Source organism: Denitratisoma oestradiolicum (assembly GCF_902813185.1).
GTDB lineage: Bacteria > Pseudomonadota > Gammaproteobacteria > Burkholderiales > Rhodocyclaceae > Denitratisoma > Denitratisoma oestradiolicum.
In genome coordinates this window covers 3,316,932-3,337,785 of sequence record NZ_LR778301.1, presented here as the reverse complement: position 1 = coordinate 3,337,785, position 20,854 = coordinate 3,316,932, and the positions used below count along the sequence as shown (strand labels likewise).

22 protein-coding genes are annotated in these 20,854 nt (G+C 63.7%); 14 read left to right on the top strand and 8 right to left on the bottom strand.

Annotated elements, in window-relative coordinates; translation table 11 throughout:
• Positions 1-43 precede the first annotated feature (43 nt).
• Complete coding sequence (locus tag DENOEST_RS15280) at positions 44-301, bottom strand: hypothetical protein (protein ID WP_145771837.1); 258 nt, start codon at positions 299-301, stop codon at positions 44-46.
• Positions 302-526: 225 nt separating this feature from the next.
• On the opposite strand from DENOEST_RS15280, the gene DENOEST_RS15275 reads away from it, so the two are divergent.
• The 3 genes from DENOEST_RS15275 to DENOEST_RS15265 all read left to right on the top strand — a co-directional run bounded on the left by DENOEST_RS15275 (position 527) and on the right by DENOEST_RS15265 (position 3,165).
• Positions 527-970, top strand: coding sequence for a hypothetical protein (locus tag DENOEST_RS15275; protein WP_145771838.1), 444 nt, complete (start codon positions 527-529; stop codon positions 968-970).
• Positions 971-1,156: 186 nt separating this feature from the next.
• Positions 1,157-1,942 carry a glycosyltransferase family 25 protein gene (locus tag DENOEST_RS15270; RefSeq protein ID WP_170228278.1) on the top strand — a complete coding sequence of 262 codons (786 nt, stop codon included), beginning with the start codon at positions 1,157-1,159 and terminating at the stop codon, positions 1,940-1,942.
• Entirely contained in the window at positions 1,936-3,165 is a 1,230-nt protein-coding gene (locus DENOEST_RS15265; protein WP_145771840.1) for an O-antigen ligase family protein, read from the top strand. The genes DENOEST_RS15270 and DENOEST_RS15265 overlap by 7 nt, the downstream gene beginning before the upstream one ends.
• Here the strand turns inward: DENOEST_RS15265 and DENOEST_RS15260 are convergent.
• A complete protein-coding gene (locus DENOEST_RS15260; protein ID WP_145771841.1) occupies positions 3,104-3,838 on the bottom strand; it encodes a class I SAM-dependent methyltransferase in 735 nt (244 codons plus the stop codon). The two genes, DENOEST_RS15265 and DENOEST_RS15260, sit on opposite strands and share 62 nt — an antisense overlap.
• Positions 3,835-4,866, bottom strand: coding sequence for a glycosyltransferase family 9 protein (locus DENOEST_RS15255; protein ID WP_170228279.1), 1,032 nt, complete (start codon positions 4,864-4,866; stop codon positions 3,835-3,837). The genes DENOEST_RS15260 and DENOEST_RS15255 overlap by 4 nt, the downstream gene beginning before the upstream one ends.
• A 110-nt stretch (positions 4,867-4,976) precedes the next feature.
• Between DENOEST_RS15255 and DENOEST_RS15250 the strand changes: the two genes are divergently transcribed.
• Positions 4,977-5,750: a glycosyltransferase family 25 protein gene (locus DENOEST_RS15250; RefSeq protein WP_145771843.1), complete on the top strand. Its 774-nt coding sequence runs from the start codon at positions 4,977-4,979 to the stop codon at positions 5,748-5,750.
• A 7-nt stretch (positions 5,751-5,757) separates the two neighbouring features.
• Here the strand turns inward: DENOEST_RS15250 and polA are convergent, their stop codons facing one another.
• Entirely contained in the window at positions 5,758-8,511 is a 2,754-nt protein-coding gene (gene polA / locus DENOEST_RS15245) for a DNA polymerase I (RefSeq protein ID WP_145771844.1), read from the bottom strand.
• A gap of 9 nt (positions 8,512-8,520) precedes the next feature.
• Between polA and DENOEST_RS15240 the strand changes: the two genes are divergently transcribed.
• Genes DENOEST_RS15240 through DENOEST_RS15205 form a run of 8 tightly spaced genes read left to right on the top strand, consistent with a single transcriptional unit; the run spans position 8,521 to position 13,340 of the window.
• The gene (locus DENOEST_RS15240) at positions 8,521-9,249 is read left to right on the top strand and encodes an LOG family protein (RefSeq protein WP_145771845.1); all 729 of its coding nucleotides are present in this window, start codon (positions 8,521-8,523) and stop codon (positions 9,247-9,249) included.
• Positions 9,250-9,296: 47 nt separating this feature from the next.
• On the top strand, positions 9,297-9,644 hold the full coding sequence (locus DENOEST_RS15235; RefSeq protein WP_145771846.1) for a DUF2782 domain-containing protein: 348 nt from the start codon (positions 9,297-9,299) through the stop codon (positions 9,642-9,644).
• Positions 9,645-9,648: 4 nt separating this feature from the next.
• On the top strand, positions 9,649-10,380 hold the full coding sequence (locus DENOEST_RS15230) for a BPSS1780 family membrane protein (protein ID WP_145771847.1): 732 nt from the start codon (positions 9,649-9,651) through the stop codon (positions 10,378-10,380).
• Positions 10,381-10,393: 13 nt separating this feature from the next.
• Entirely contained in the window at positions 10,394-11,131 is a 738-nt protein-coding gene (locus tag DENOEST_RS15225) for a BPSS1780 family membrane protein (protein ID WP_145771848.1), read from the top strand.
• A complete protein-coding gene (gene nadD, locus DENOEST_RS15220) occupies positions 11,109-11,792 on the top strand; it encodes a nicotinate-nucleotide adenylyltransferase (RefSeq protein ID WP_145771849.1) in 684 nt (227 codons plus the stop codon). The genes DENOEST_RS15225 and nadD overlap by 23 nt, the downstream gene beginning before the upstream one ends.
• Positions 11,793-12,242, top strand: a complete 450-nt coding sequence (gene rsfS, locus DENOEST_RS15215; protein WP_145771850.1) for a ribosome silencing factor — start codon at positions 11,793-11,795, stop codon at positions 12,240-12,242.
• 2 nt (positions 12,243-12,244) lie between these two features.
• Entirely contained in the window at positions 12,245-12,715 is a 471-nt protein-coding gene (rlmH, locus tag DENOEST_RS15210) for a 23S rRNA (pseudouridine(1915)-N(3))-methyltransferase RlmH (RefSeq protein ID WP_145771851.1), read from the top strand.
• A gap of 7 nt (positions 12,716-12,722) precedes the next feature.
• Positions 12,723-13,340: a Maf family protein gene (locus DENOEST_RS15205; RefSeq protein ID WP_145771852.1), complete on the top strand. Its 618-nt coding sequence runs from the start codon at positions 12,723-12,725 to the stop codon at positions 13,338-13,340.
• A 193-nt stretch (positions 13,341-13,533) separates the two neighbouring features.
• On the opposite strand, the gene DENOEST_RS15200 is transcribed toward DENOEST_RS15205, so the two are convergent.
• Both DENOEST_RS15200 and DENOEST_RS15195 read right to left on the bottom strand, forming a co-directional pair.
• The gene (locus DENOEST_RS15200) at positions 13,534-14,445 is read right to left on the bottom strand and encodes a cytochrome c3 family protein (RefSeq protein ID WP_145771853.1); all 912 of its coding nucleotides are present in this window, start codon (positions 14,443-14,445) and stop codon (positions 13,534-13,536) included.
• Between the two features lie 138 nt (positions 14,446-14,583).
• Complete coding sequence (locus DENOEST_RS15195; RefSeq protein ID WP_145771854.1) at positions 14,584-15,660, bottom strand: NHL repeat-containing protein; 1,077 nt, start codon at positions 15,658-15,660, stop codon at positions 14,584-14,586.
• 231 nt (positions 15,661-15,891) lie between these two features.
• Between DENOEST_RS15195 and rng the strand changes: the two genes are divergently transcribed.
• Positions 15,892-17,349 (top strand): ribonuclease G, encoded by a 1,458-nt coding sequence (gene rng / locus DENOEST_RS15190; RefSeq protein ID WP_145771855.1) that lies wholly within the window; start codon positions 15,892-15,894, stop codon positions 17,347-17,349.
• A 137-nt stretch (positions 17,350-17,486) separates the two neighbouring features.
• Positions 17,487-19,286, top strand: coding sequence for a matrixin family metalloprotease (locus tag DENOEST_RS15185; protein ID WP_145771856.1), 1,800 nt, complete (start codon positions 17,487-17,489; stop codon positions 19,284-19,286).
• 26 nt (positions 19,287-19,312) lie between these two features.
• Here DENOEST_RS15185 and DENOEST_RS15180 read toward each other — a convergent pair whose 3' ends face one another.
• Together DENOEST_RS15180 and DENOEST_RS15175 are read right to left on the bottom strand one after the other, a co-directional pair.
• Complete coding sequence (locus tag DENOEST_RS15180; protein WP_145771857.1) at positions 19,313-20,083, bottom strand: class II glutamine amidotransferase; 771 nt, start codon at positions 20,081-20,083, stop codon at positions 19,313-19,315.
• Positions 20,084-20,157: 74 nt separating this feature from the next.
• Positions 20,158-20,844 (bottom strand): EthD domain-containing protein, encoded by a 687-nt coding sequence (locus tag DENOEST_RS15175; protein ID WP_145771858.1) that lies wholly within the window; start codon positions 20,842-20,844, stop codon positions 20,158-20,160.
• Between the last annotated feature and the right edge of the window lie 10 nt (positions 20,845-20,854).

The window sequence follows — 20,854 nt, the reverse complement described above, 5'->3', positions numbered from 1 at the left end:
AACGGTTCCTTGTGGAGCCGTTTGCCCTACAGCAGCTTGTTGCTTACTTCTTGTGCTGCCGCTTTGCTTTCTTGTGCTGCTTGGCTTTGGGTTTTGCAGCCATGTCGTCATGGGCCGCCGGGCTGGCGGGCGTTGCGGGGGTGGCTGCGACAGCGGGCGTCGCCGGGGTGGCATGGACGGCGGGGGTTGCAGGGGTCGCAGGCGTAGCGGAACCGGCATGCTTCGGGGCGCCAGCGCCCTGAGCCAGGGCCAGGGAGGACAGCCCGGCGATGGCAGTGGCAACGATCAGCTTCTTGAACATTTTGTATCTCCTATGGAGTTCCTTGGTCCCGACCCTGAATTGGAGGCATCAGGCCGTGGACCGAACAACGGCAAAGGAAGGTTCTTGCTGACGGGTGAACGGTAAGGTTTTGTAATGCATTTCCTGAAGCAAGTACTTACAGGGTCTTACATACGATAGGCAACGTTTCCTCCATGGGCTGCGTTATCCGGGTACTGGCGAAACGCCTGAAGCTGGAGGTGTCCCATGAAACGCGGACTGATGCTTTCCTTATCACTGTTAACCCTGCTGACCAGCATGGCATTGCCGGTCCAGGCCGATGGGCGCCATGGCTCGAAGGGACGTCATGGCTGGGAAGGGCGCATCGATCATTTTGAGCGCCACGACGTAGGCCGCTGGCGCGGTGGCAATTGGCATCACGGCAGGCATAACGGTCATCTGGGTTGGTGGTGGGTAGCAGCCGGAATATGGTATTTCTATCCAAGGCCGGTCTATCCCTATCCGGACCCTTACCGCCCGCCGGTGGTGGTGTACACCCCGCCGGCGGAAGCGGAGCCGCCTGTCCTCATGGCCCCCCAGTCGGCCCAGCAGGTCTGGTACTACTGCGAGGCGGCTGGGGCCTATTACCCCTACGTACCCAGTTGCCCATCGGGCTGGAAGGTCGTGTCTGCACGACCGGAGGGCGATTGAGAACAGGCCCTGGGAGAATGCCTGTGAAAAATATCCCCAAGATGGTGTAGCCCCGGCGCTGATCCTGATGCTGGTGGGCTGAGTAATGCCTCGTGGGCCGTGATGGTGCGGGTTGCGGCGCAGGCAGTATCATGCATTCTGCCCCGCCCACCGGAGCGGCGGGGCGCGCGAGCCTTACACCTGCCCATGACCCAGACCCCAGCGGAAGCTACGCTTCAGGCATTTGTCATCAATCTGCCCGCCGCCAGCGGCCGTCGCCAGTTGATGGAGGCCCAGTTGGCCCTGCCGGGACTGCCGGCGTGCCGCATCGTGCCGGCGGTGGATGGCCGTGCCCTGGATGCCGTTACCCTGGCCCGGATCTATGACGCCGAAGCAGCCCGGCGCTGGGAGCGGGAACTGACGCCAGGAGAGATCGGCTGCGCTCTGAGCCATCTGGCGGTCTATGAGCGCGTCGTGGCGGAGAACCTGCCCTGGGCTCTGGTGCTGGAAGACGATGCCCTGATCGGTCACAAGCTGCCGGGCCTGCTGGAAAAACTGCTGCCCCGGCTCGACCCGGATAAACCGGAGGCGATCCTGCTCTCCCATGTGGAGCGTTACAGCGCCTGGGGCACGGAGCGCCTGGATAGGCTTCATCGCCTGGCCCGGCCCCATTTGGCGGCGGGTGCCCACGCCTATCTGATCACCCGGGCCGGCGCGGCGGCCCTGCTGGCGGCTCTGCAGCCGGTGCGCATCGTGCCCGATGCCTGGCGCGGCTTCATGGACGAGGGCCTGCTGACGGTGCGCTGCGTGGTGCCCTATGCGGTGGGCACGGCACCCGTGGCCAATGCTTCCCAGATCGGCAGCGAACGGTTCTCCCCGCCGGCCATCCGGGGCTGGCGGCGCTGGCTGCGTAAATACCTCTATCAGAAATTCTGGTTCCAGCTCGTGGTCAAGCCCCTGGGGCGGCTCAAACGCCAGGTCTCCTCATGGTGAGGGAACAGCATTCCATCCTGCGCTGGGGTGGGGTGGCCCTGTTCATTCATTTCGTCAGCCTGCCCCTGGGTCATATGGCGGCCCTGCGTTCCGCCAGCCTGCTGGGGGTACTGGTGGCGGCGGCCCTGGCCTGGAGCCGGTTGCCGCCCCGCCGTCCGGGGCCCATGGCGGCCCTGTTCGCAGTCTGGCTGGCCCTGGCCCTGGCCTCTGTGGCCTGGTCGGTGGAGCCGGCCTACACGCTGGAGGCGGCCCTGACCGATGTGCCCCGTTCCGCCTTGTTGTTCTGGGCCGGCCACACCCTGGCACGGGGCGGGCTTTCCTGGCGGATTGCAGCCTGGGCCGGCACGGTCTTTCTGCTGATCTGCGCGCCTCTTGCAGCCCTGGCGCCCAGAAATTCCATGGGTATCTGGGAGGCGGGCTGGTTGCCGGCCAGCGGCGACTACGCCACCGCTGCCCTGATCTTCTTGCCGGTGGTCGGCGCCGCCCTGTGCATCCGGGGCCGCCAGGCCGGGGAACGCCTGTTTCTTCTGGCGGGCCTGGCGGCGGGGTTCTACGGCGGCTATCTGTGCGCCTCGCGGATTTTCTGGCTGGTGCTGCTGGTGATTGTTACGGTGGCCGCGGGCTATGGGCTGAGCCGGCCCGGGGTCTGGCGTCGTTATGGTTTGCCGGTGATGGCGGGGCTGGCAGCCATGATCGTCGTGGTCCTGGCCTTGGCCGGCCTGGCGGCCAGGCAGCGGGATCTGCCCCTGTTGCACACGGCGGATCGGGTCCGGCTCTATTCGGGCGTGGTGGAAAAGCTGGAACAGGGGCCGGCCCTGGGCGTCGGCTATGGCAAGGAGACGCATGCCGCCTGGTACTTGCAGACCTTTCCTGATCTGCCGGAGGTGCGTCATCCCCACAATATCGTGCTGAGCTTTGCCGATCAGTTGGGCTGGCCTGGCCTCCTGTTGTTGGCAGCCCTGTTTGGGGTGCCGGCCTGGCGCTTGGTCAGTCAGGGTGGAGGCGGGGATCAGAAGATCCTGGTGGCCACTGGCCTGGCCCTGCTGGCTGGCGTTTTCGTCAAGAACAGCACCGACCTGTTCTTCTACAAGCAGCACCTGTGGCTGTTGTTCGGCCTGTTGGGCCTGTGGCTGGGAACCCTGGAGCGCGGCGCTGGCGCCCTCAGCGTTTCCGCACTGCGACCTGCCAGCCCACGGAGATCAGTTCCAGGGCGGCGCCCTTGAGATCGAGGAAGGCGTTGATCACCCGGCAGGGATTGTCGTCGGGCTGTTCGTAGTAGGACCACAGGTAGTCGTCGAAGATCATCACGCCGCCGGACTTCAGCAAGCGCCAGGCGCTGATGGCGTCCCGCAGCACGTCGTCGGCCAGGTGGGAACCGTCCACATAGATCAGGTCATAGCGATGGCCTTCGCTATCGAGCTGGGGCAGCATGGTCAGGGACGAACCGACCCGCTGTTCGATGCGCGCCCGGTGTTCGGCCACGTTGGCGGCAAAGCGGTCGCCCAGGCTGGTCTTCTGCTCGACGGAATGCTCGTCGCTGCCCTGCCAGGTATCCACCGCCGTGAGCCGGGCCTGGGGGAACTGGCGCAACAGGAAAAGGCTGGAACGGCCTTCGAAGGAACCGATCTCCAGGATGTCCAGGGGCCGCTCCCGGGCCAGGCCGCAATCGGCAAAGATCGACAGCCAGGAGGGGATGTGCTGATCGAACCAGCCATTGGTGAACTGGCGGCCGGCGCAGGCGGTGCGGAACTCGTCCATGATCCGGACGACATCGGGATCGCTGCGGCGGGCACGCAGGCGCTTGTCGCTGGCCAGGTAGTTGCGGATCGTGGCCAGGGTGCCGCCACTCCTGTGGATGTAGAGGGCGTTGTTGATGCGCTTGGACTTGATCTTCATAGGGCGGTCCCGGTGGTGGCCGACAGGCGCTGCCAGCCTTCGATGGCGGCATCGACGCTGATGGCGTCGACCCGGTTGGAGTCATGGTGCAGCACTTCGTGGGGCACTCCCCAGGGGCGCCATTGTTCGATGTGGCTGTCGCCGAAGAAACAGAGGATGGGCTTGCCCAGTCCGGCCGCCACGTGCATGGCGCCGCCATCGCTGCACACCACGCGTTCGGCCAGGCTCATGGCCGCGATCAGCTCCTTCACTTGGTAGGTGGGGCAGGGGATCAGGGGCAGGCCGGCGCAGGCCGCTTGAAGTCGCGCTGCCTTTTCGTCGTCTCCGGGATGGAGGGGGTCGTTCTCGGCGCCCGGGGACCAGTAGAGCAGGAACTGGCCCACGCCGGCCCCGTGGAGGCGCCGGATCAGTTCGGCGAAATTTTCCTCGGGCCAACGCTGTACCGGCCGACGGGAGCTGATGTGGATACCGATGGCCGGCCGGGCCGGGTCGTAACCTGCCTGCATCAAACGTGTTTTCAAGGTGGCAAGCACTTCCGCCTGGGGGAGCAGGTGCAGGGGGCCATCGGCCCGGGGCAGCCCCAGGGCCAGGCCCAGTTTTTCCATCTTGCGCACTTCATGAACCAGGTGGCTGTCGGGCAGGGGAATCACCACGTCGGGCTGCTGGCCGGGGCCGTTGTCCCGCTCGCGGAAGCCGATCATGCGCCGGCCGCCCAGTTGCCGGGCATAGCGCCAGCCGCCATTGGCCAGCAGGATGTCGTCGAAGTGACGACGGCGCAGGGTCAGCAGCAGGCCCAGGCGCTGCCACAGGGAGGTCAGGAACCCCCGCTGCTGGCGCTTGGGGAAGACGAATATCTCATCCACATCCGGGTTGCCGGCCAGCACGTCCTGGTTGTAGCTGCTCACCAGGACGGCCAGCCAGGCCTGGGGGAAATGCTGGCGCAGAGCCCGGAGCAGGGGGGTGGTGCAGATCAGATCGCCGATGTTGTCGCGGCGCACGACCAGAATGCGGGGGTGACCAGGGGGCATGGGACGATGGGTGGATTGCGGTAAGCTTGCCGCAGTCATAAACATGCGGTGCCGGAGTTGGGAATCCTACCAGACCTTGGTAGCCGTTCCGGCGGGCAGGAAGGACAGCAGTGAATTCGACAACAAGAATCGTCGTTATCAATCTGGAAAGATCAGCGCAACGCCGCCAGCTCATGGCCGCCCAACTGGATGGCCTGGGTCTCGCCCACGAGTTCTTCCGGGCCGTGGATGGTCGGGCGTTGAGTGAGGATGAAGTTGCCGTCTGCTATAGCCCGACACGGGCCGCGACGACCGGATGGAAGGAGCTGAGCCGGGGCGAGATCGGCTGTGCCCTGTCCCATCAGGGGGTGTGGCAGGCCCTGGTCGATAGCGGCGATGCCGGTTGGGTGGTGCTGGAAGACGACGCGGTGCTGGCGCCCGAGGCGCCCGCCGTGATGGCGGCGCTGCCATCGCTGGCGCGGGATGGTGATGTGGTGCTGCTGGTGCCGGGGCCCGAGCAGTCCTACGCTTTTCGCCAGCAGTCGCTGCCCAGCGGGCATCGCCTGGCCTACGTGAATCAGCTCCAGTTCCTCGCCACGGGCTACTACATCACTCCCTTGGCGGCCCGGCGTTTGTTGGCGGCGACCCGCCCCCTGTGGTGTCCCATCGACTGGTGGTATTCCTCGCCGGGTCTGAAGGGAGTGACGCCGATCCGCATCGTGCTGCCGGCGGTGGTGAGACCCCGGCCGGAGGAGCAGAACCCCTCCGAGATCGGTGGTCGGGAGACCAAGCGGGCTCGGCCTGCGACCCGGCGCGGTTGGCGTCCAGGCTGGTACGAGAGCTATCGGCGCTGGCGCATCCGCATCAAGAACCGCTACCTGCGGAGGCCGGTGCGGTTCCGTTGAGGCCTGCTCAGTGGGCCTCGTCCCAGTTGGGGCCGGCACCCACGTCCACCAGCAGGGGTACCGCCAGCCTGGCGACGCCGCCCATCAGGCGGGGCAGGGCAGTCTTGACCTGGGCCAGTTCGCCGTCGGGTACTTCCAATACCAGTTCGTCATGGACTTGCAGGATCAGCCGGGATTGCAGGGCTGTTTCCTCCAGCCAGCGCTGTACGGCGATCATGGCCAGCTTGATCAGGTCCGCCGCCGTGCCCTGCATCGGCGCATTGATGGCGGCGCGCTCGGCCCCCTGGCGGCGGCCCACGTTGCTGGAGCGGATCTCGGGCAGCCAGAGGCGGCGACCGAAGACGGTTTCCACATAGCCCTGGTCCCGGGCGGCCTGGCGGGTTTCTTCCATGTAGCGGGCAACGCCGGGGTAGCGGGCGAAGTAGCGCTCCATATAAGCGGCGGCGGCGCTGCGCTCCAGGCCCAGCTCCCGGGCCAGGCCGAAGGCGCTCATGCCGTAGATCAGGCCGAAGTTGATCACCTTGGCGGCCCGGCGCTGGTCGGGGCCCACTTCCAGGGGGGTGATGCCGAAGATCTCCGCCGCCGTGGCCCGGTGCACGTCCTCCCCCTGGGCGAAGGCCTGCAACAGCCGTTCGTCGTTGGAGAGATGGGCCATGATGCGCAGCTCGATCTGGGAATAGTCGGCGGAGACCAGGCCGTGGCCCGGCGGCGCGATGAAGGCGGAGCGGATGCGCCGCCCTTCCTCGGTGCGGACGGGGATGTTCTGTAGATTGGGGTCCGAGGAGGCGAGCCGGCCGGTGACCGCCACCGCCTGGGAAAAGCTGGTGTGCACCCGGCCCGTGGCAGGATTGACCATCTGGGGCAGCTTGTCGGTGTAGGTGCCCTTCAGCTTGTTGAGGCTGCGGTGTTGCAGCAGCAGCTTGGGCAGGGGATAGTCCTCGGCCAGTTGGCTCAGCACCTCCTCGTCGGTGGAGGGAGTGCCCGAAGGGGTTTTCTTCACCACCGGCAGGCCCTGTTGGGTGAACAGGATTTCCGCCAGTTGTTTGGGGGAGGCCAGGTTGAAGGGCTGGCCGGCCAGGGCATGGGCCTCCTGTTCCAGTTGCAGCAGGCGTCGGCCCAGTTCGTCGCTCTGCCGGGCCAGGGAAAAGACGTCGATCAACACGCCGTTGCGCTCCATGCGGAACAGCACTTCGGCGGCAGGCAGCTCGATGTCCCGGTAGAGCCGCTCCAGCCGTGGCTCCGCCGCCAGCTGGGGGGCAAAGTGCTGGTGCACCCGCAGGGTGATGTCGGCGTCCTCGGCGCCGTATTCAGCGGCCTGTTCCAGGGCCACCTGGGCGAAGGAGATGCGCTTGGCGCCCTTGCCGGTGATGTCGTCGTAGGCGATGGTGGCCAGGCCCAGGTGGCGGGAGGCCAGGGCGCCCAGGTCGTGGCTCTTGTCGCTCTCCAGGACATAGGATTCGAGCAGGGTGTCCTCGACGATGCCGCGCAAATTGATGCCGTGGTTGGCAAAGATGTGGCGGTCGTATTTGAGGTGCTGGCCCAGCTTGGGGTGGGCGTTGGACTCCAGCCAGGGACGGAGTTTTTCCAGGGCTTCGGCCAGGGGCAACTGGTCCGGCGCACCGGCATAGCTGTGGCCCAGGGGCAGGTAGGCCGCCGCGATTCTGCCGGCTTCCTCCACCGCGAAGGAGATACCCACCAGCCGGGCCTGCATCGAGTCCAGGGAGGTGGTCTCGGTGTCCAGGGCGGTGAGGGGGGCGGCTTCGATTTTGTGCAGCCAGCGCTCCAGGTCGGGCCAGGCGAGCAGGGTTTCGTAGCCGGAACGGTCCAGGGTCGTCAGCGCTTCCGCTTTGGCCGGGACGGACTCGGCGGCGGCCGGTGATCTTGTGCTGTTTCGCTCCGCCAGGGGCGCCAGGGCGCCGGATTCGACTTCCTTGAGCCAGGTTTTGAATTCGAGCCGGGCAAACAACTCGGCCAGTTGGGCGTTGTCGTGAGCTTGCGGCGACAGGTCCGTCGGCGCCAGGGGCAGTTCCAGATCGCAGGCCACGGTGACCAGCTTGCGCCCCAGGGGCAGGAAGTCCAGGTGGTGGCGCAGGTTGTCCCCCACCGCTCCCTTGATCTCGGCGGCGTGTTCGATGATGGCATCCAGGGAACCGTATTGGTTCAGCCATTTGACGGCGGTCTTGGGCCCCACCTTTTCCACGCCGGGCACGTTGTCCACCGTGTCTCCCACCAGGGTCAGGTAGTCCACGATGCGCGTCGGGGGGACACCGAACTTGGTCAGTACGCCGGCCTCGTCCAGCATCTCGTTGCTCATGGTGTTCACCAGCCGGACCCGGGAATTCACCAACTGGGCCAGGTCCTTGTCGCCGGTGGAGACGATGCAGTCGATCTCCTGCTCACTGGCCTGCCGGGTCAGGGTGCCGATGACGTCGTCGGCCTCAACCCCTTCGATCATCAGGATGGGCCAGCCCAGGGCGCGCACACAGGCATGCAGGGGTTCGATCTGGGCCACCAGATCCTCGGGCATGGGGGGGCGCTGGGCCTTGTATGCCGGATACCAGTCGTCGCGGAAGGTTTTGCCCTTGGCATCGAACACCACAGCCCGGAAGTCCGCGCTATGATCGGCCTCGAGGCGGCGCAGCATGCTGATGACGCCGTAAATGGCTCCGGTGGGTTCCCCGGCCCGGTTGCGCAGGTCGGGCAGGGCGTGGAAGGCACGATAGAGGTACGAAGACCCGTCGACGAGAAGAAGCTTGGACATGGAGATGAAATGAGCGCAAAAGACAAACTGCCGGAGACGACGGGCCCCTGGGCCACGCCGCCAGCGTCCAACGCCCGGGAGGCCTGGCGGGTGTTCGGCATTATGGCAGAGTTCGTGGAGGCCACTGAGCGCCTGTCCCAGGTGCGGCCGGCGGTTTCCATATTCGGCAGTGCCCGGGTGTCTCCGGATAGCGAGTACTACCACTGGACGGAAAAAATCGCCCGTTTGCTCTCCGATGCGGGCTTTTCGGTGATCTCCGGCGGTGGCCCCGGCATCATGGAAGCGGCCAACAAGGGGGCCTTCCACGGCAAGAGCGTCAGTATCGGCCTCAATATCCAGTTGCCCATGGAGCAGCAGGAAAATCGCTTCCAGGACATTTCCCAGACCTTTCGCCACTTCTTCGCCCGCAAGTACATGTTCGTCAAGCTGGCCTCGGCCTATGTGGTGATGCCCGGCGGCTTCGGCACCCTGGATGAGTTGCTGGAGGCCCTGACCCTGATCCAGACCGGGAAGTCACCGAAGATTCCGATGATTCTGGTGGGCAGCAAGTTCTGGGGCGGCCTGGTGGACTGGTTCCGGGAGCGCTTGGTGAATGAGGGAATGATCCATCCCGAGGACATGGACCTGTTGCAGGTGATCGACGAACCCGAGGCGGTGGTGGAGGCTATTTTCCGGCACTACGAGACCCGGGGCTTTTCCTACCTGCCCGCCGAACACGAGCTGCTGCTCAATTTGTGATTCCGGCCCTCTGCTAGAATCGGTCAGCATCCTGAAAGGAACCCCGAATGCGTCGCCTGCTGCTTCCTCTGTTGCTGGTCGTTTCCCTCTCTGCCTGGGCCGATGGCGCCGCCAAGCGGCCGGACAACCTGCAACCCCTGCCCGAAGTGCCGCCCCCTCCGGCGGGCGTGTCCCTGGACCAGGAACTGGAGCCCCAGGTGACCATCACCAAGAAGGGCGAGGACAAGGTCGAGGAATATCGGGTCAATGGCCGTCTGTACATGATCAAGGTAACGCCCCGCCATGGCGTTCCCTACTATTTGCTGGACGAGGATGGGAAGGGCGTCTGGGCCCGGCGTGACAATATGGGCCCCAGTGTGCAACCTCCCATGTGGGTAATTCGAACCTGGGAGTGATGCCATGAACGCAGCCGCGACAATGCAGACTCAAGAACCCAAGACCGTTGGCGTCGAGCGCGCCATGCAGTGGCTGGCCGAGGGCTGGCGTCTGTTCCGGGCAGCGCCGGCGATCTGGATTGCCCTGACCGTGGTGCTGTTCGTCATCAATATTCTTTTGAATCTGGTGCCGGTCCTGGGGGGGCTCGCCGCAGCCCTGCTGATGCCGGTCTTTTTCGGCGGCCTGATGGCGGGTTGTGCGGCCCAGGCCCGGGACGAGGACTTGCAGTTCGATACCCTGTTCGCCGGATTCCGTACCAACACCGCTAGCCTGATGACCCTGGGTCTGCTCTCGGTTGCCGCCATGGTGGTGATCGCCCTGCTTGCCTTCCTGGTGGGTGGGGGCGCCATGATGGGGTCCATGATGGGGCGGGGCATGGACCCCGCCGGGGGCGCCACCCTGGCCTTGGGGGGGATGCTGATGGCTAGCCTGCTGGTGTTGGCCTTGTCCGTGCCAGTGGCCATGGCCCTGTGGTTCGCCGTTCCCCTGGTGATGCTGGGCAATGTGGCGCCGGTGGCTGCGCTGAAGAGCAGTTTTTCCGCCTGCCTGAAGAACATGTTGCCCTTCCTGGTGTACGGCGTGGTGGTTTTCGTGCTCACCTTCATCGCGGCGATTCCCTTCGGGCTTGGACTGCTGGTCCTGGTGCCGGTGGTGATTGCCTCCATTTACGCTTCCTACCGAGATATTTTTCCCTGATCGCTAAAGCTTCATGCAGGCCCATCGTCTTCCCGCCCGCCACGGCGTACTCTGGCTCGTGGCGGGCTTCCGCCTTTTTCGCACCAACCCCCCCCTGCTGACTGCCCTGACCCTGGGCTATTTTTTCGCTGTCCTGGTGGTCAATCTGCTGCCTCTGGTAGGGCCGTTTCTGCTGACTCTGGGCCTGCCCAGTCTGACGTTGGTGGTTGCCAATGGCTGCCGCGAGATCGAGGCGGTCGGTGCCCTGCGTCCGGGGGCACTGTTCCATGGTCTGCGGGAGCATCGCAAGGCGTTGCTGCAACTGGGCGGACTCAACCTGCTGGCCTCACTGGTACTGTTGCTGGCCCTGGTACTCTCCGGCCTGGAGAGCGTGGACCTGGTCCAGCCCGATCCCGAGCAGTTGATGCGTCTGGCGTTGCTGATGCTGGTGCTGGCCATTCCCCTGCTGCTGGCTTTCTGGTTCGCTCCCATGCTGACGGGTTGGGAGGGCGTCACGCCGATGAAGTCGGTATTTTTCAGCATCGTCGCCACGGTGCGTAACTGGCGGGTCTTCGCGGTCTACGGATTGGCGGTGGGGACGATCGGGGTGGCCCTGCCGGGGCTGCTGATCGTGCTGGCCAGTCTGGTTTCCAGTGCCGTGGCGGGGGGGCTGGCCATGTTCCTGCGCATGGCCATGATGCTGGTGCTGGCGCCCGTGCTGATGGCCAGTGTCTATCTCAGCTACCGGGATGTCTTTGTCCGCGACGCCTGAAGTCGATCGGCGGCCCATCGGTATCCTGGGCGGCACCTTCGATCCCATCCACTACGGTCACCTGCGTCTGGCCGAGGAGGCGCGGGAGCACCTGGGTTTGCAGCGGGTCCTGCTGATTCCCGCCGGACAACCTGCCCATCGCCGGTCGCCGGTGGCTGACGGGTGCCAACGACTCGCCATGGTGCGACTGGCGGTCGAGAATAATTCGTTCCTGGAAGTGGACACGGCGGAAATCGACAGCCTCCAGTCCAGCTATACCGTGCCTACTCTGGAAAGGTTGCGGGCAAAGCTTGGGGCTCAGCAGTCCCTGGTGCTGGTACTGGGGGCCGATGCCTTTCTTGGCCTGGCTTCCTGGCATCGCTGGCGCGAATTGTTCGGCCTGGCCCACCTGGCCGTGGCCACCCGCCCCGGCCATGACCTGGACGCCGGGGCGATGTCTGCCGATCTGGTCAGCGAATTCGGGCAGCGCCTTGCCCCGGGACGCGAAGCGCTGGTGGCGAGCGGGGCGGGCTGTATCCTGCCTTTCGCCATCACTCCGCTGGATATTTCTGCCACCGCCATTCGTCAGACCCTGGCGGCGGGAGGCAGCGTCCGCTATTTGCTGCCGGACGGGACTCTCGACTATATTCACCATCACTCTCTTTACCGGGTTTCTCGCTGAATGGACATTCGCAAACTACAGAAAGTTGTTGTTACCGCCCTGGAAGATATCAAGGGGGAAGACATCGAGGTGATCAACACCACCAAGCTCACTTCCCTGTTTGATCGCATCGTGATTGCCACGGGCAGTTCCAATCGGCAGGTCAGAGCCCTGGCCAATAATGTCCATGACAAGGTGAAGGAAGCCGGGGGGGAGGTGATAGGCATGGAGGGTGAGGACAGCGGGGAGTGGGTGCTGGTGGATCTGGGAGACATCGTTGTGCATGTGATGCAGCCCTCGGTACGCAGCTTCTACAACCTGGAGGAACTCTGGCAGGCGGCACCGAAGCGCCTGGCGGCCAGAGCCGGCGGTGCGTCGACCGTCGACAACGACGAGCCTGCGGCTCCCGTAGCCGCTCCGGTCGGGCGCAGCCGGAGCCTCACTGCGCGGGCACGCAAAGCCGCGCTGTAGGCGTGAGGTTCCTGATTGCGGCAGTGGGCACCCGCATGCCCGGCTGGGTGAATGAGGGTTACGCCGAGTTTGCCCGGCGCATGCCCCGGGAACTGTCCCTGGATCTGCTGGAGGTCAAGGCTGAACCCCGTGCCGAGGGCAAGCCGGTGGCGGCGATGATGACGGCGGAAGCCGTCCGCCTGCGTGCGGCCCTGCCCCCCCGCTGCCGCCGTATCGTACTGGATGAGCGAGGTGCCGAACTGACCACGGTCAATCTGGCCGACCGGATTCGGCACTGGATGGCCGAGGGTGACGACGTGGCTTTCCTGATTGGTGGTCCCGATGGTCTGGATCCGGCCCTCAAACAGGAAGCGGACGAGCGGGTGCGGCTCTCCGGCCTGACCCTGCCCCACGCCCTGGTGCGGGTGATTCTGGCGGAGGCCCTGTATCGGGCCGTCAGCCTGATGCGCGGCCATCCCTATCATCGCGAATGAGCTTCCAATGACTCAAGTGGAATCCCGTATCTATCTGGCTTCCCGCAGTCCCCGGCGCCGGGAACTGCTCAACCAGATCGGCGTGCGCTTCGATGTGCTGCTGTTCCGCGGGGGCGAGCGGGTGGACCCGGAAGTGGATGAGGCTCCCCATCCTGGCGAAGCGCCTGAGGATTATGTGTTGCGGGTGGCCCGCACCAAGGCGGCTCATGGCCTCCACCTGACCCAGTTGCGTCGCATGCTGCCCCGTCCGGTATTGTCCGCCGATACCACCCTGGATATGGAGGGGGAAATCATCGGCAAGCCTGTCGACGAGTTCGATGCCCGGGCGATCCTGGCGCGCCTGTCCGGCCGCAGCCATCGGGTGCTGACGGCCGTGGCCATGGCGGTGCCGGGCCGTATTGAACATGCGCTGAGCATCAGCGAGGTCCGTTTCCGGGCGCTGGACGCGGAAGAGATCAGGCGTTATGTGTCCAGCGGCGAGCCCATGGACAAGGCCGGCGCCTATGGACTTCAGGGGCGGGCGGCCATGTTCGTGGCCGAGACACGGGGGTCGCCCTCGGGTATCGTCGGCCTGCCCCTGTGTGAAACCGTCCTGCTGCTGCGGCGCTTCGGCTACCCCTTGTAACCGCTCATGGAAGCCAATTTTCCGCCCTAGTCCATGAAATACGCGAAAGGCAGGAAGGCCCACCCCCTCCCTGCCTCCCTCCCTCCCTCCCTCCCTCCCTCCCTCCCCCTCTCCGGGGGAGGTGACGATAATGGCTCGCTGCGCTCGACGGTTACACTCGGCTCCGTTGATACTGTTTCACGGTAAAGGCCGCTTACTTGCTGTGGCAAGTCATGCACACGGCGCTGCCTGTGTTGCTGACGCGCAAGAAGGTGGGATTGAAGGCCCCGCCACCGGGGGAGACGCCGTGGGGATCATGGCAGGAGGCACATTCCACCTTGGGACCGGCGCCGCTGTCATATAGCCGGATCTCGTCCTTGTCCATGTGGTTGTTGCCGTTTCTGTCGTAGAACTTGGTGCTGCCCTTGGTGCCGCCGGGGGTGTTGAAGTCGGTGCCGGGGCCATTGTTGGTGGGGAAAGTCACACCCACCGGATGGTCGTTGGTCAGATCGGTGCCGATGCGAAAGGCCCGGAAGTCCGTGGCGCCTGCGCCGACGAAGCCGGCATCCGGGGAATGGCAGGCCAGACAACCGGTGTTATCCGGCGCCGACATTCCCAAGTGCACCGATGCATCCGGTCCACGGGTATTGGTCCAGGTATTCAGGAAGCTGTTGTTCTGGGCGGTCATCTGGGCCGCCGAATAACCTCCGGAACCGGGCATGTTGACGATGGAATCCACCGCAGTCTGGCCGTCATGGCAGCTCAGACAGGCCAGGGAATTGGGTCCCGGCTGACTGACTGACTGAGTGAGGGTGCTGGTGCCCAGTTGTTCGTAGGTAGTGTAGGTCGTCACCTTGATAGTGCGGTTCCAGAGGGGCAGGGCGACCGTGGTGTTGGCGGCGTGGGGGGTGTGGCAATAGACGCAGACCTCCTGGTAGTCGTTGCGATAGGGGTCCATGATCGCGGCGGAAGGCCCCCCCCCGCTGGATTGACGCTGGGTCATGTTGTGGCGGGTGTTGGCTACGCTGCCTTGGTTGGAGAACTTGCTGGTGATATCCACATCAGCTCGGCTCGGTACGCTGGCGAAAACAAGTGCCAACAGGAAAAGTACTCGCAGGAACATCATATTGACCTCCTGAGTTGAGGGTTGAATTGGTAGTGCATGAGCGAGGGTCCTCGCTTGCGCGATGGAGATTGGGGGATGGCGGGAATTCCTGAGCGCGATAAATAATTTCCCGATGCCGGGAATCTTGGGGTGGTCACCCTATCCATGGTCGGGAGCCTCCACTGGGCGAAGGACTTCCACCTTGCGGAACATCTGGTCCACCATGTAGATGCGGCCGGTTTCATCCACAGCCACACCGGAGAGCAGTCCATACTCGCCGGGGCGATCCCGCTTCGAGGTGCTGCCGATGACCAGCAGGAGCACGCCGTCCGGGTCGAATATCTGTACGTTGGAAAAGCCGGCGTCAGCGACATAAATCCTGCCAGCACTGTCCGTAGCCAGCCCCCGGGGGCGCCAGAACCTGCCCAGGTTGATGCCGACCGAACCGAAGGTGTTGAGGAACTTGCCCTCAGGGGAGAAGGACTGCACCCGGAAGTTGCCGCTATCCAGCACATGGATGGTGCCGTTGTCAGCGACCGATACCTGGATCGGCGCGTTGAACTGGCCGGGGGCCTTGCCACGGGTACCGATCTGCCAGGCGATGGAGCCATTGCCGCGAAAGGCGATCAGCCGATGCTCGTCCGTGTCGTTGTCGCCCCGGTCGGCCACGTAGATCCGGTCCCGCTCGGCGTCCGCGGCCACCCCTGCCGGCCGCTGGAGCGTGGATTTGTCGCCGATCGAACGTTGATACAGCCCCAGGTTGTCATAGACCAGGACCGCGCGGTTCTTCGAGTCGGCCACGTAGATCATGCCTTTCTTGTCCAGAGCCAGGCCGGAAGGAATGGCGATGTTCCCCGGCTGGCGCTGGCCGAAGCGGAAAATTTTGCGTCTGGCGGCATCGAAGACCACCACTGAATTGCTCATGGTGTCCGCCACGTAGATTTTCCCTCCCCGGGCCACGACTGCTCCGGGTTTGACCAGGGCAGGTGTGGCGTCCACAGACTGCCCGGTTAGCAGAGAACGAAGCCGGTCTTCCTCGCTTTGGGTGACGAAGTCGGCGGCGGAGCGGAGCACGGTTTCAAAGACGTAACGGGGTTGATCGGGTGGAGAAGGCCATACCGGCGGCGTCAGTCGCTCCGAGGACTTTTCGTTTCCCGATGTCGTGCAGCCGATCAGCGCCATGGCGATCAGCATTGCCAGCCCCCAGCGGGATATCGAGAATCGAAGAGTTTTCATTGTTCTTTGATGGAAAATTCGTCTATTCGAATGCAATATTCATGCTAATCAATGAAAATTGATTAGTGTCATATTCCATGCGTAGCCCGCGATCGGGCCGGTTATTGTTGCGGCAGGAACCACCCAACAGCAGGGGTACGCGCCGTGCCCCCAAGGCCCGGAGCATTCGCAAGTTAGAATGGTCACCAACGCCCGTACAACGCCTGTGCCCCGATGCTTCCGGTTGCCGCCATGAATGAATCCTTTCTCGTCAATTTCACCCCCCAGGAAACCCGGGTCGCCCTGATGCAGCAGGGGGTGGTGCAGGAACTTCATATTGAGCGGACCGGTAGCCGGGGGATCGTCGGCAACGTCTATCAGGGCAAGGTGGTTCGCGTCCTGCCCGGCATGCAGTCGGCGTTTGTCGATATCGGCCTGGAGCGCACCGCCTTTCTCCATGTAGCGGATATCTGGGAGCAACGCAGCGCTGGCAACGGCGAGGGGCGTCTGATCGAGCGCATGCTGTCCGAAGGGCAGCATGTGATGGTGCAGGTGCTAAAGGACCCGATCGGCAGCAAGGGCGCCCGCCTTACCACGCAGATATCCCTGGCGGGCAGGATGCTGGTCTATCTGCCTCAGGAAAAACATATCGGCATTTCCCAGCGCATCGGCGACGATGCCGCCCGGGAGGCCTTGCGGCAGAAGTTGCAGACCCTGATTCCCAGCGACGAGATTGGGGGCTACATCGTTCGCACCATGGCGGAGAACGCCTGCGACGAGGAACTGGCGGCCGATATCGCCTATTTGCGCAGGCTCTGGGCCGAGATACGCAACCGTGCCCAGTTGACCCGGCCTCCCGCCCTGCTCCACGAGGATCTGACCCTGGGGCAGCGGCTACTGCGGGATCTGGTGACGCCGGAGACCAGCCGTATCGTGATCGACTCTCGGGAGAACTTTCAAAAGCTCACCGTTTTCGCCGAGGAATACATGCCCCAGGTCCAGTCCCTGCTGGAGCACTACACCGGTGAGCGGCCCCTATTCGATTTGCATGGCGTTGAGGATGAGATTGAAAAGGCTCTGGCGCGGCGAGTGGAGCTGAAATCCGGGGGGTATCTGATCATCGACCAGACCGAGGCCATGACCACCATCGACGTCAATACCGGTGGCTATGTGGGCCTGCGCAATTTTGATGACACCATCTTCAAGACCAACCTGGAGGCTGCTCAAACCATTGCCCGGCAACTGCGTTTGCGCAATCTGGGGGGCATCATCGTCCTGGATTTCATCGACATGGAATCCGGGGAGCATCAGGCGGCGGTGCTGGACGAGTTGAACAAGGCCTTGGCCCGGGACCATACCCGCATCACGGTGAACGGCTTTACCGGCCTGGGGCTGGTGGAAATGACCCGCAAGCGCACCCGGGAATCCCTCGCCCATATCCTGTGCGAGTCCTGTCCCACCTGCGGTGGCCGGGGCGAGATCAAGACCGCCCAGACCATGTGTTATCAGATTCTGCGGGAACTGCTGCGGGAGGCGCGCCAGTTCAATGCCCGTGAATATCGCTTGCTGGCGGCGCCGGCGGTGGTGGATCTGTTCCTGGAGGAGGAGTCCCAGTCTCTGGCGATGTTGTCCGATTTCATCGGCAAGCCCATTTCGCTCCAGGCCGAGACCAGTTATACCCAGGAGCAGTTCGATATTGTGCTGCTCTAGCGGCCATACTGTTGTTAGGCTATCGCTTAGGGGCACTTGTCGATGGAGGGGCTTCCTTCTATGCCAGGGAACCACCGCGCTTCCCGTTCGTCAGAAGGGAGGATTAGGTTTTTCTTTCCGTCTAGCAAAAGCGTTTCATGACGACCCTGTCTGACCTCACCAGCGCCCCCCGCGCCAACGCCGACTGGATCGATGCCCTGATCCAGGATGCCACGGCGCCGAAATGGAATTTCATTGTTCCCTTTCGTACCAAGCTCTACTACACCTTTTCGGTGAGTGCGGGCACGGAGTCGCAACGTCATGGGGCGACGGTGACTGATCTGACGGTGTTCAACAGTAGCCAGCAGAGTGCTGCTCGAGACATCATGGCCTACGTCTCCGGCGTGACTGGGATTACTTTTTACGAAACCCAGGATGGCAAAGCCTCGGATATCCACTTCGCCAATTGCGATGTCGAGGGCGTTAACACCTCGGGGGTTTGCGTCACCTATGGCAGCTACGCCTACTACGAGGACGGTACGGTCAGCCGCTACGAGCCCGAGGCCTATATCTATCTCGACAACCGGGAGTTTCTGGGAACCAACACTGCGCCCAGTGCCGGGAGTGATGGATATCAGGTATTGCTGCACGAAGTCGGCCACGCCTTGGGGCTAAAGCATCCTTTCGAGGGGGACGCCATCCTGTCGGCGTCTTGGGACAATACCGCCAACACGCTGATGTCGTATACCGATTCCGGCGGGCCCTATACCCAGTTTCGGCAACTGGATCTGGCCGCCCTGGGCTTTCTCTTTGGAACGGATGGCCTGGGTGGGATCTGGGGGGTGGCTGCCGCAGGCGCTTACTACCAGGGCACCAGCAGTAACGACACCTTTACCTCCGGTGTGGGGCGGCATACCTGGATCGGCATGGGCGGTACGGACGCCGTCGCCTATTCAGGGACGGAAGGCAGCTATGGGTTTTCCCTGTCCAACGACGAGCTATGGTTGATAGTTGATGGCGGCGGAAGCTATGACTATGTGTCCGCCGATGTGGAGCAATTGCGCTTCAGTAGCAGCATGTTGTCGGTGGCGACCGAGATCAGTCGCCTGACCCATGTGGTCATGGGAACCGCTGGAGACGACGCGCTTGTCGGTAGTAGCGCCGCTGATACCCTGAACGGTGCTGCCGGTAACGATGTGATAACGGGTGGCATAGGCGATGATCTGCTAGACGGAGGCAGCGGCAGCGACGTGGTGGCGCTTTCAGGTAACGCTACGGACTACCTGTTCTCCCTGCTGACGACGGGAGATGTCGCGACCACAGGATTGGACGGCACGGATACCCTGAGGGCCATGGAACGGGTCCGCTTCGACGGTGGAAGCGAAACCTCCATCATGAATCTGCTTCCCATGCCCAGACTCAATGCGCCGGCCTATCAGGCCAAGGTCCAAGCCTACTTCCTCGGGAGCCTGGGACGGGCCGCCGATGCGGCGGAACTGACCCAGTACACCAGCCTGCTCAGCGCCCAGTCGGGCAGCGTCTGGAAGGATGCCAACGGTCAGACTGGCACGGCTGGCAGCCTAGTGGGGGCGCTTTTCAGCAGCGCCGAGTTTTCGGCCCTGATAAGTGGCAAGAGTAATGCCCAGATCGTGGACGCCGCTTTCCAGCGTCTCACCGGTACGACACCGACCCAGGATGTGCATGATTACTACACAGGCCAACTGGACACCTCTGGCATCAGGGTTCGGGGGCTCATGAATGCCATGCTCAACGATCTGGCGCTGATGCCTCGGCTGGATGGTGCCCTGAGCGCTCCCAGTGGCTGGCCGGTGGCCTACCATGATTCGCTGACCACGACACAGTATCGGGGCTATCTGGATCACCTGCATCTGGACGGTGGTATCGGCATCGACAATCTGGATGCCAACGGCAATCTGATTCAACTCACGGGGGTGTAACGACTCACCGCTGGGTCAAACTTGTCTCAAACTGGCTGGGCCGGAGCTCCGTCCAGGAACATCATCAGACAGCCCGGCTCGATGGGGGTCCAGGTTTCGTTGTCCGTCAGAGGGGCAGTGGCGATCACGGCGACCCGGTCGTTGGGAGTCGTCACCTCGCTGAAGTCCACCGCCACGTCCTGATCCTTCAGATGGGCAACCGAGAAGGGCGCCTGGCGAACGATATAGCAGAGCCGGGTCGAGCAGTGGGCAAACAGGGCTTCTCCCTGGGAAAGCAGGTAGTTGAATTCCCCATGGGGGGCGATTTCCCGGGTCAGTTCCTGAAGAGTCTGGTGCAGGATGTCGGCACGGGGCATGGCCGAGAAGTTTTCGCTCAGATTCTGCAGCAGCCAGCAGAAGGCCCGCTCGCTGTCCGTGTCGCCGACGGGAATGAAGCTGCCGTCCAGCGGCGGCGCGAAATCCTCCAGGTTGCCGTTATGGGCGAATATCCAGTAACTGCCCCACAACTCCCGCTGGAAGGGGTGGGTGTTCTCCAGGCCCACCGGTCCCTGGGTGGCCTTGCGGATGTGGGCGATCACGTTCCTGGAGCGGATCGGGTATTGCCTTACCAGATCCGCTACCGGCGACTGGCTGGAGGGGTGGGGGTCGAGGAAGGTGCGGGCGCCGCGCCCTTCGAAAAAGGCGATGCCCCAGCCATCGGTGTGGACATCGGTCAGGCCGCCCCGACTGCGGAATCCTTCAAAGGAAAAGCAGATGTCCGTGGGGGTGTTGCAGTTCATTCCGAGCAGTTGGCACATGGCAAGAGTCTCCTGGTCAGGTGCTTACAGCATAGTGTGCCCGCTCAGACCTGGCGAGGACGAGGCCGGGGCTTTCAGGGGCGGCGGTGGGTGACCTGGGTCGCCACAGTGATCGAGGCTATCCGTCCGTCCGGGTGGGGACCCCGCAGCAGGACCTGAGCCGCAGGCGAATCCGTCATGGCGGCCATGTCCTCCAGGCGGTCGAACCAGAATTCGGTGATCAGGTCGAACTCGTAGCCTGGAGGCGGGGGCAGGATTACGGCATTGGCAACACAGCGCCCCACTGGATTTTTGCCGGCTTCCTGTAGCAATTGCTTTCGCAGCAGGGCCAGCCAGTCCTGGACGAAGAGGTTGGCGGGAAGCGCCTCCGGTCGGGCATGAAAACCGATCAGCGCGAAATTCCCCTGGGGATCCGATTTTATTTCCTGCTCCTCGGCCACCAGGGTGAAATGGACCACATGGTCGGCAAATACGCGCAACTCGTCGGGCCGCATCACGGTTCGTACATCGTCGTCGTCCCAGATGTCCCGGGCGGCCTGAAGGTCCCGCAGAACCATGATATTGACACCATCGTAGTCGGCGGATGTGCCGGGCAGTTGCGGCTCTCCCAGGACACGGCTGCACTGGGTGACCGCGGTGATTTTGCCCTGCACGTTGGGGCACTGCCGTCCCAGGGCCGAATGCTCCCGCCAGGCCTGGGGGAATTGCTCCTCCGTGAGGCCCGGATTGCGCTGGGCCAGGTAGATCATCTTGTAGGTCATGCCCCCGCCG

Excerpts from the sequence above, each read along its gene's own strand:
- DENOEST_RS15280 (WP_145771837.1), bottom strand. The coding sequence starts at position 301 with ATGTTCAAGAAGCTGATCGTTGCCACTGCCATCGCCGGGCTGTCCTCC.
- DENOEST_RS15275 (WP_145771838.1), top strand. The coding sequence starts at position 527 with ATGAAACGCGGACTGATGCTTTCCTTATCACTGTTAACCCTGCTGACC.
- DENOEST_RS15270 (WP_170228278.1), top strand. The coding sequence starts at position 1,157 with ATGACCCAGACCCCAGCGGAAGCTACGCTTCAGGCATTTGTCATCAAT.
- DENOEST_RS15265 (WP_145771840.1), top strand. The coding sequence starts at position 1,936 with ATGGTGAGGGAACAGCATTCCATCCTGCGCTGGGGTGGGGTGGCCCTG.
- DENOEST_RS15260 (WP_145771841.1), bottom strand. The coding sequence starts at position 3,838 with ATGAAGATCAAGTCCAAGCGCATCAACAACGCCCTCTACATCCACAGG.
- DENOEST_RS15255 (WP_170228279.1), bottom strand. The coding sequence starts at position 4,866 with ATGCCCCCTGGTCACCCCCGCATTCTGGTCGTGCGCCGCGACAACATC.
- polA (WP_145771844.1), bottom strand. The coding sequence starts at position 8,511 with ATGTCCAAGCTTCTTCTCGTCGACGGGTCTTCGTACCTCTATCGTGCC.
- DENOEST_RS15240 (WP_145771845.1), top strand. The coding sequence starts at position 8,521 with ATGAGCGCAAAAGACAAACTGCCGGAGACGACGGGCCCCTGGGCCACG.
- DENOEST_RS15235 (WP_145771846.1), top strand. The coding sequence starts at position 9,297 with ATGCGTCGCCTGCTGCTTCCTCTGTTGCTGGTCGTTTCCCTCTCTGCC.
- DENOEST_RS15230 (WP_145771847.1), top strand. The coding sequence starts at position 9,649 with ATGAACGCAGCCGCGACAATGCAGACTCAAGAACCCAAGACCGTTGGC.
- DENOEST_RS15225 (WP_145771848.1), top strand. The coding sequence starts at position 10,394 with ATGCAGGCCCATCGTCTTCCCGCCCGCCACGGCGTACTCTGGCTCGTG.
- nadD (WP_145771849.1), top strand. The coding sequence starts at position 11,109 with ATGTCTTTGTCCGCGACGCCTGAAGTCGATCGGCGGCCCATCGGTATC.
- rsfS (WP_145771850.1), top strand. The coding sequence starts at position 11,793 with ATGGACATTCGCAAACTACAGAAAGTTGTTGTTACCGCCCTGGAAGAT.
- DENOEST_RS15205 (WP_145771852.1), top strand. The coding sequence starts at position 12,723 with ATGACTCAAGTGGAATCCCGTATCTATCTGGCTTCCCGCAGTCCCCGG.
- DENOEST_RS15200 (WP_145771853.1), bottom strand. The coding sequence starts at position 14,445 with ATGATGTTCCTGCGAGTACTTTTCCTGTTGGCACTTGTTTTCGCCAGC.
- DENOEST_RS15195 (WP_145771854.1), bottom strand. The coding sequence starts at position 15,660 with ATGAAAACTCTTCGATTCTCGATATCCCGCTGGGGGCTGGCAATGCTG.
- rng (WP_145771855.1), top strand. The coding sequence starts at position 15,892 with ATGAATGAATCCTTTCTCGTCAATTTCACCCCCCAGGAAACCCGGGTC.
- DENOEST_RS15185 (WP_145771856.1), top strand. The coding sequence starts at position 17,487 with ATGACGACCCTGTCTGACCTCACCAGCGCCCCCCGCGCCAACGCCGAC.
- DENOEST_RS15180 (WP_145771857.1), bottom strand. The coding sequence starts at position 20,083 with ATGTGCCAACTGCTCGGAATGAACTGCAACACCCCCACGGACATCTGC.
- DENOEST_RS15175 (WP_145771858.1), bottom strand. The coding sequence starts at position 20,844 with ATGACCTACAAGATGATCTACCTGGCCCAGCGCAATCCGGGCCTCACG.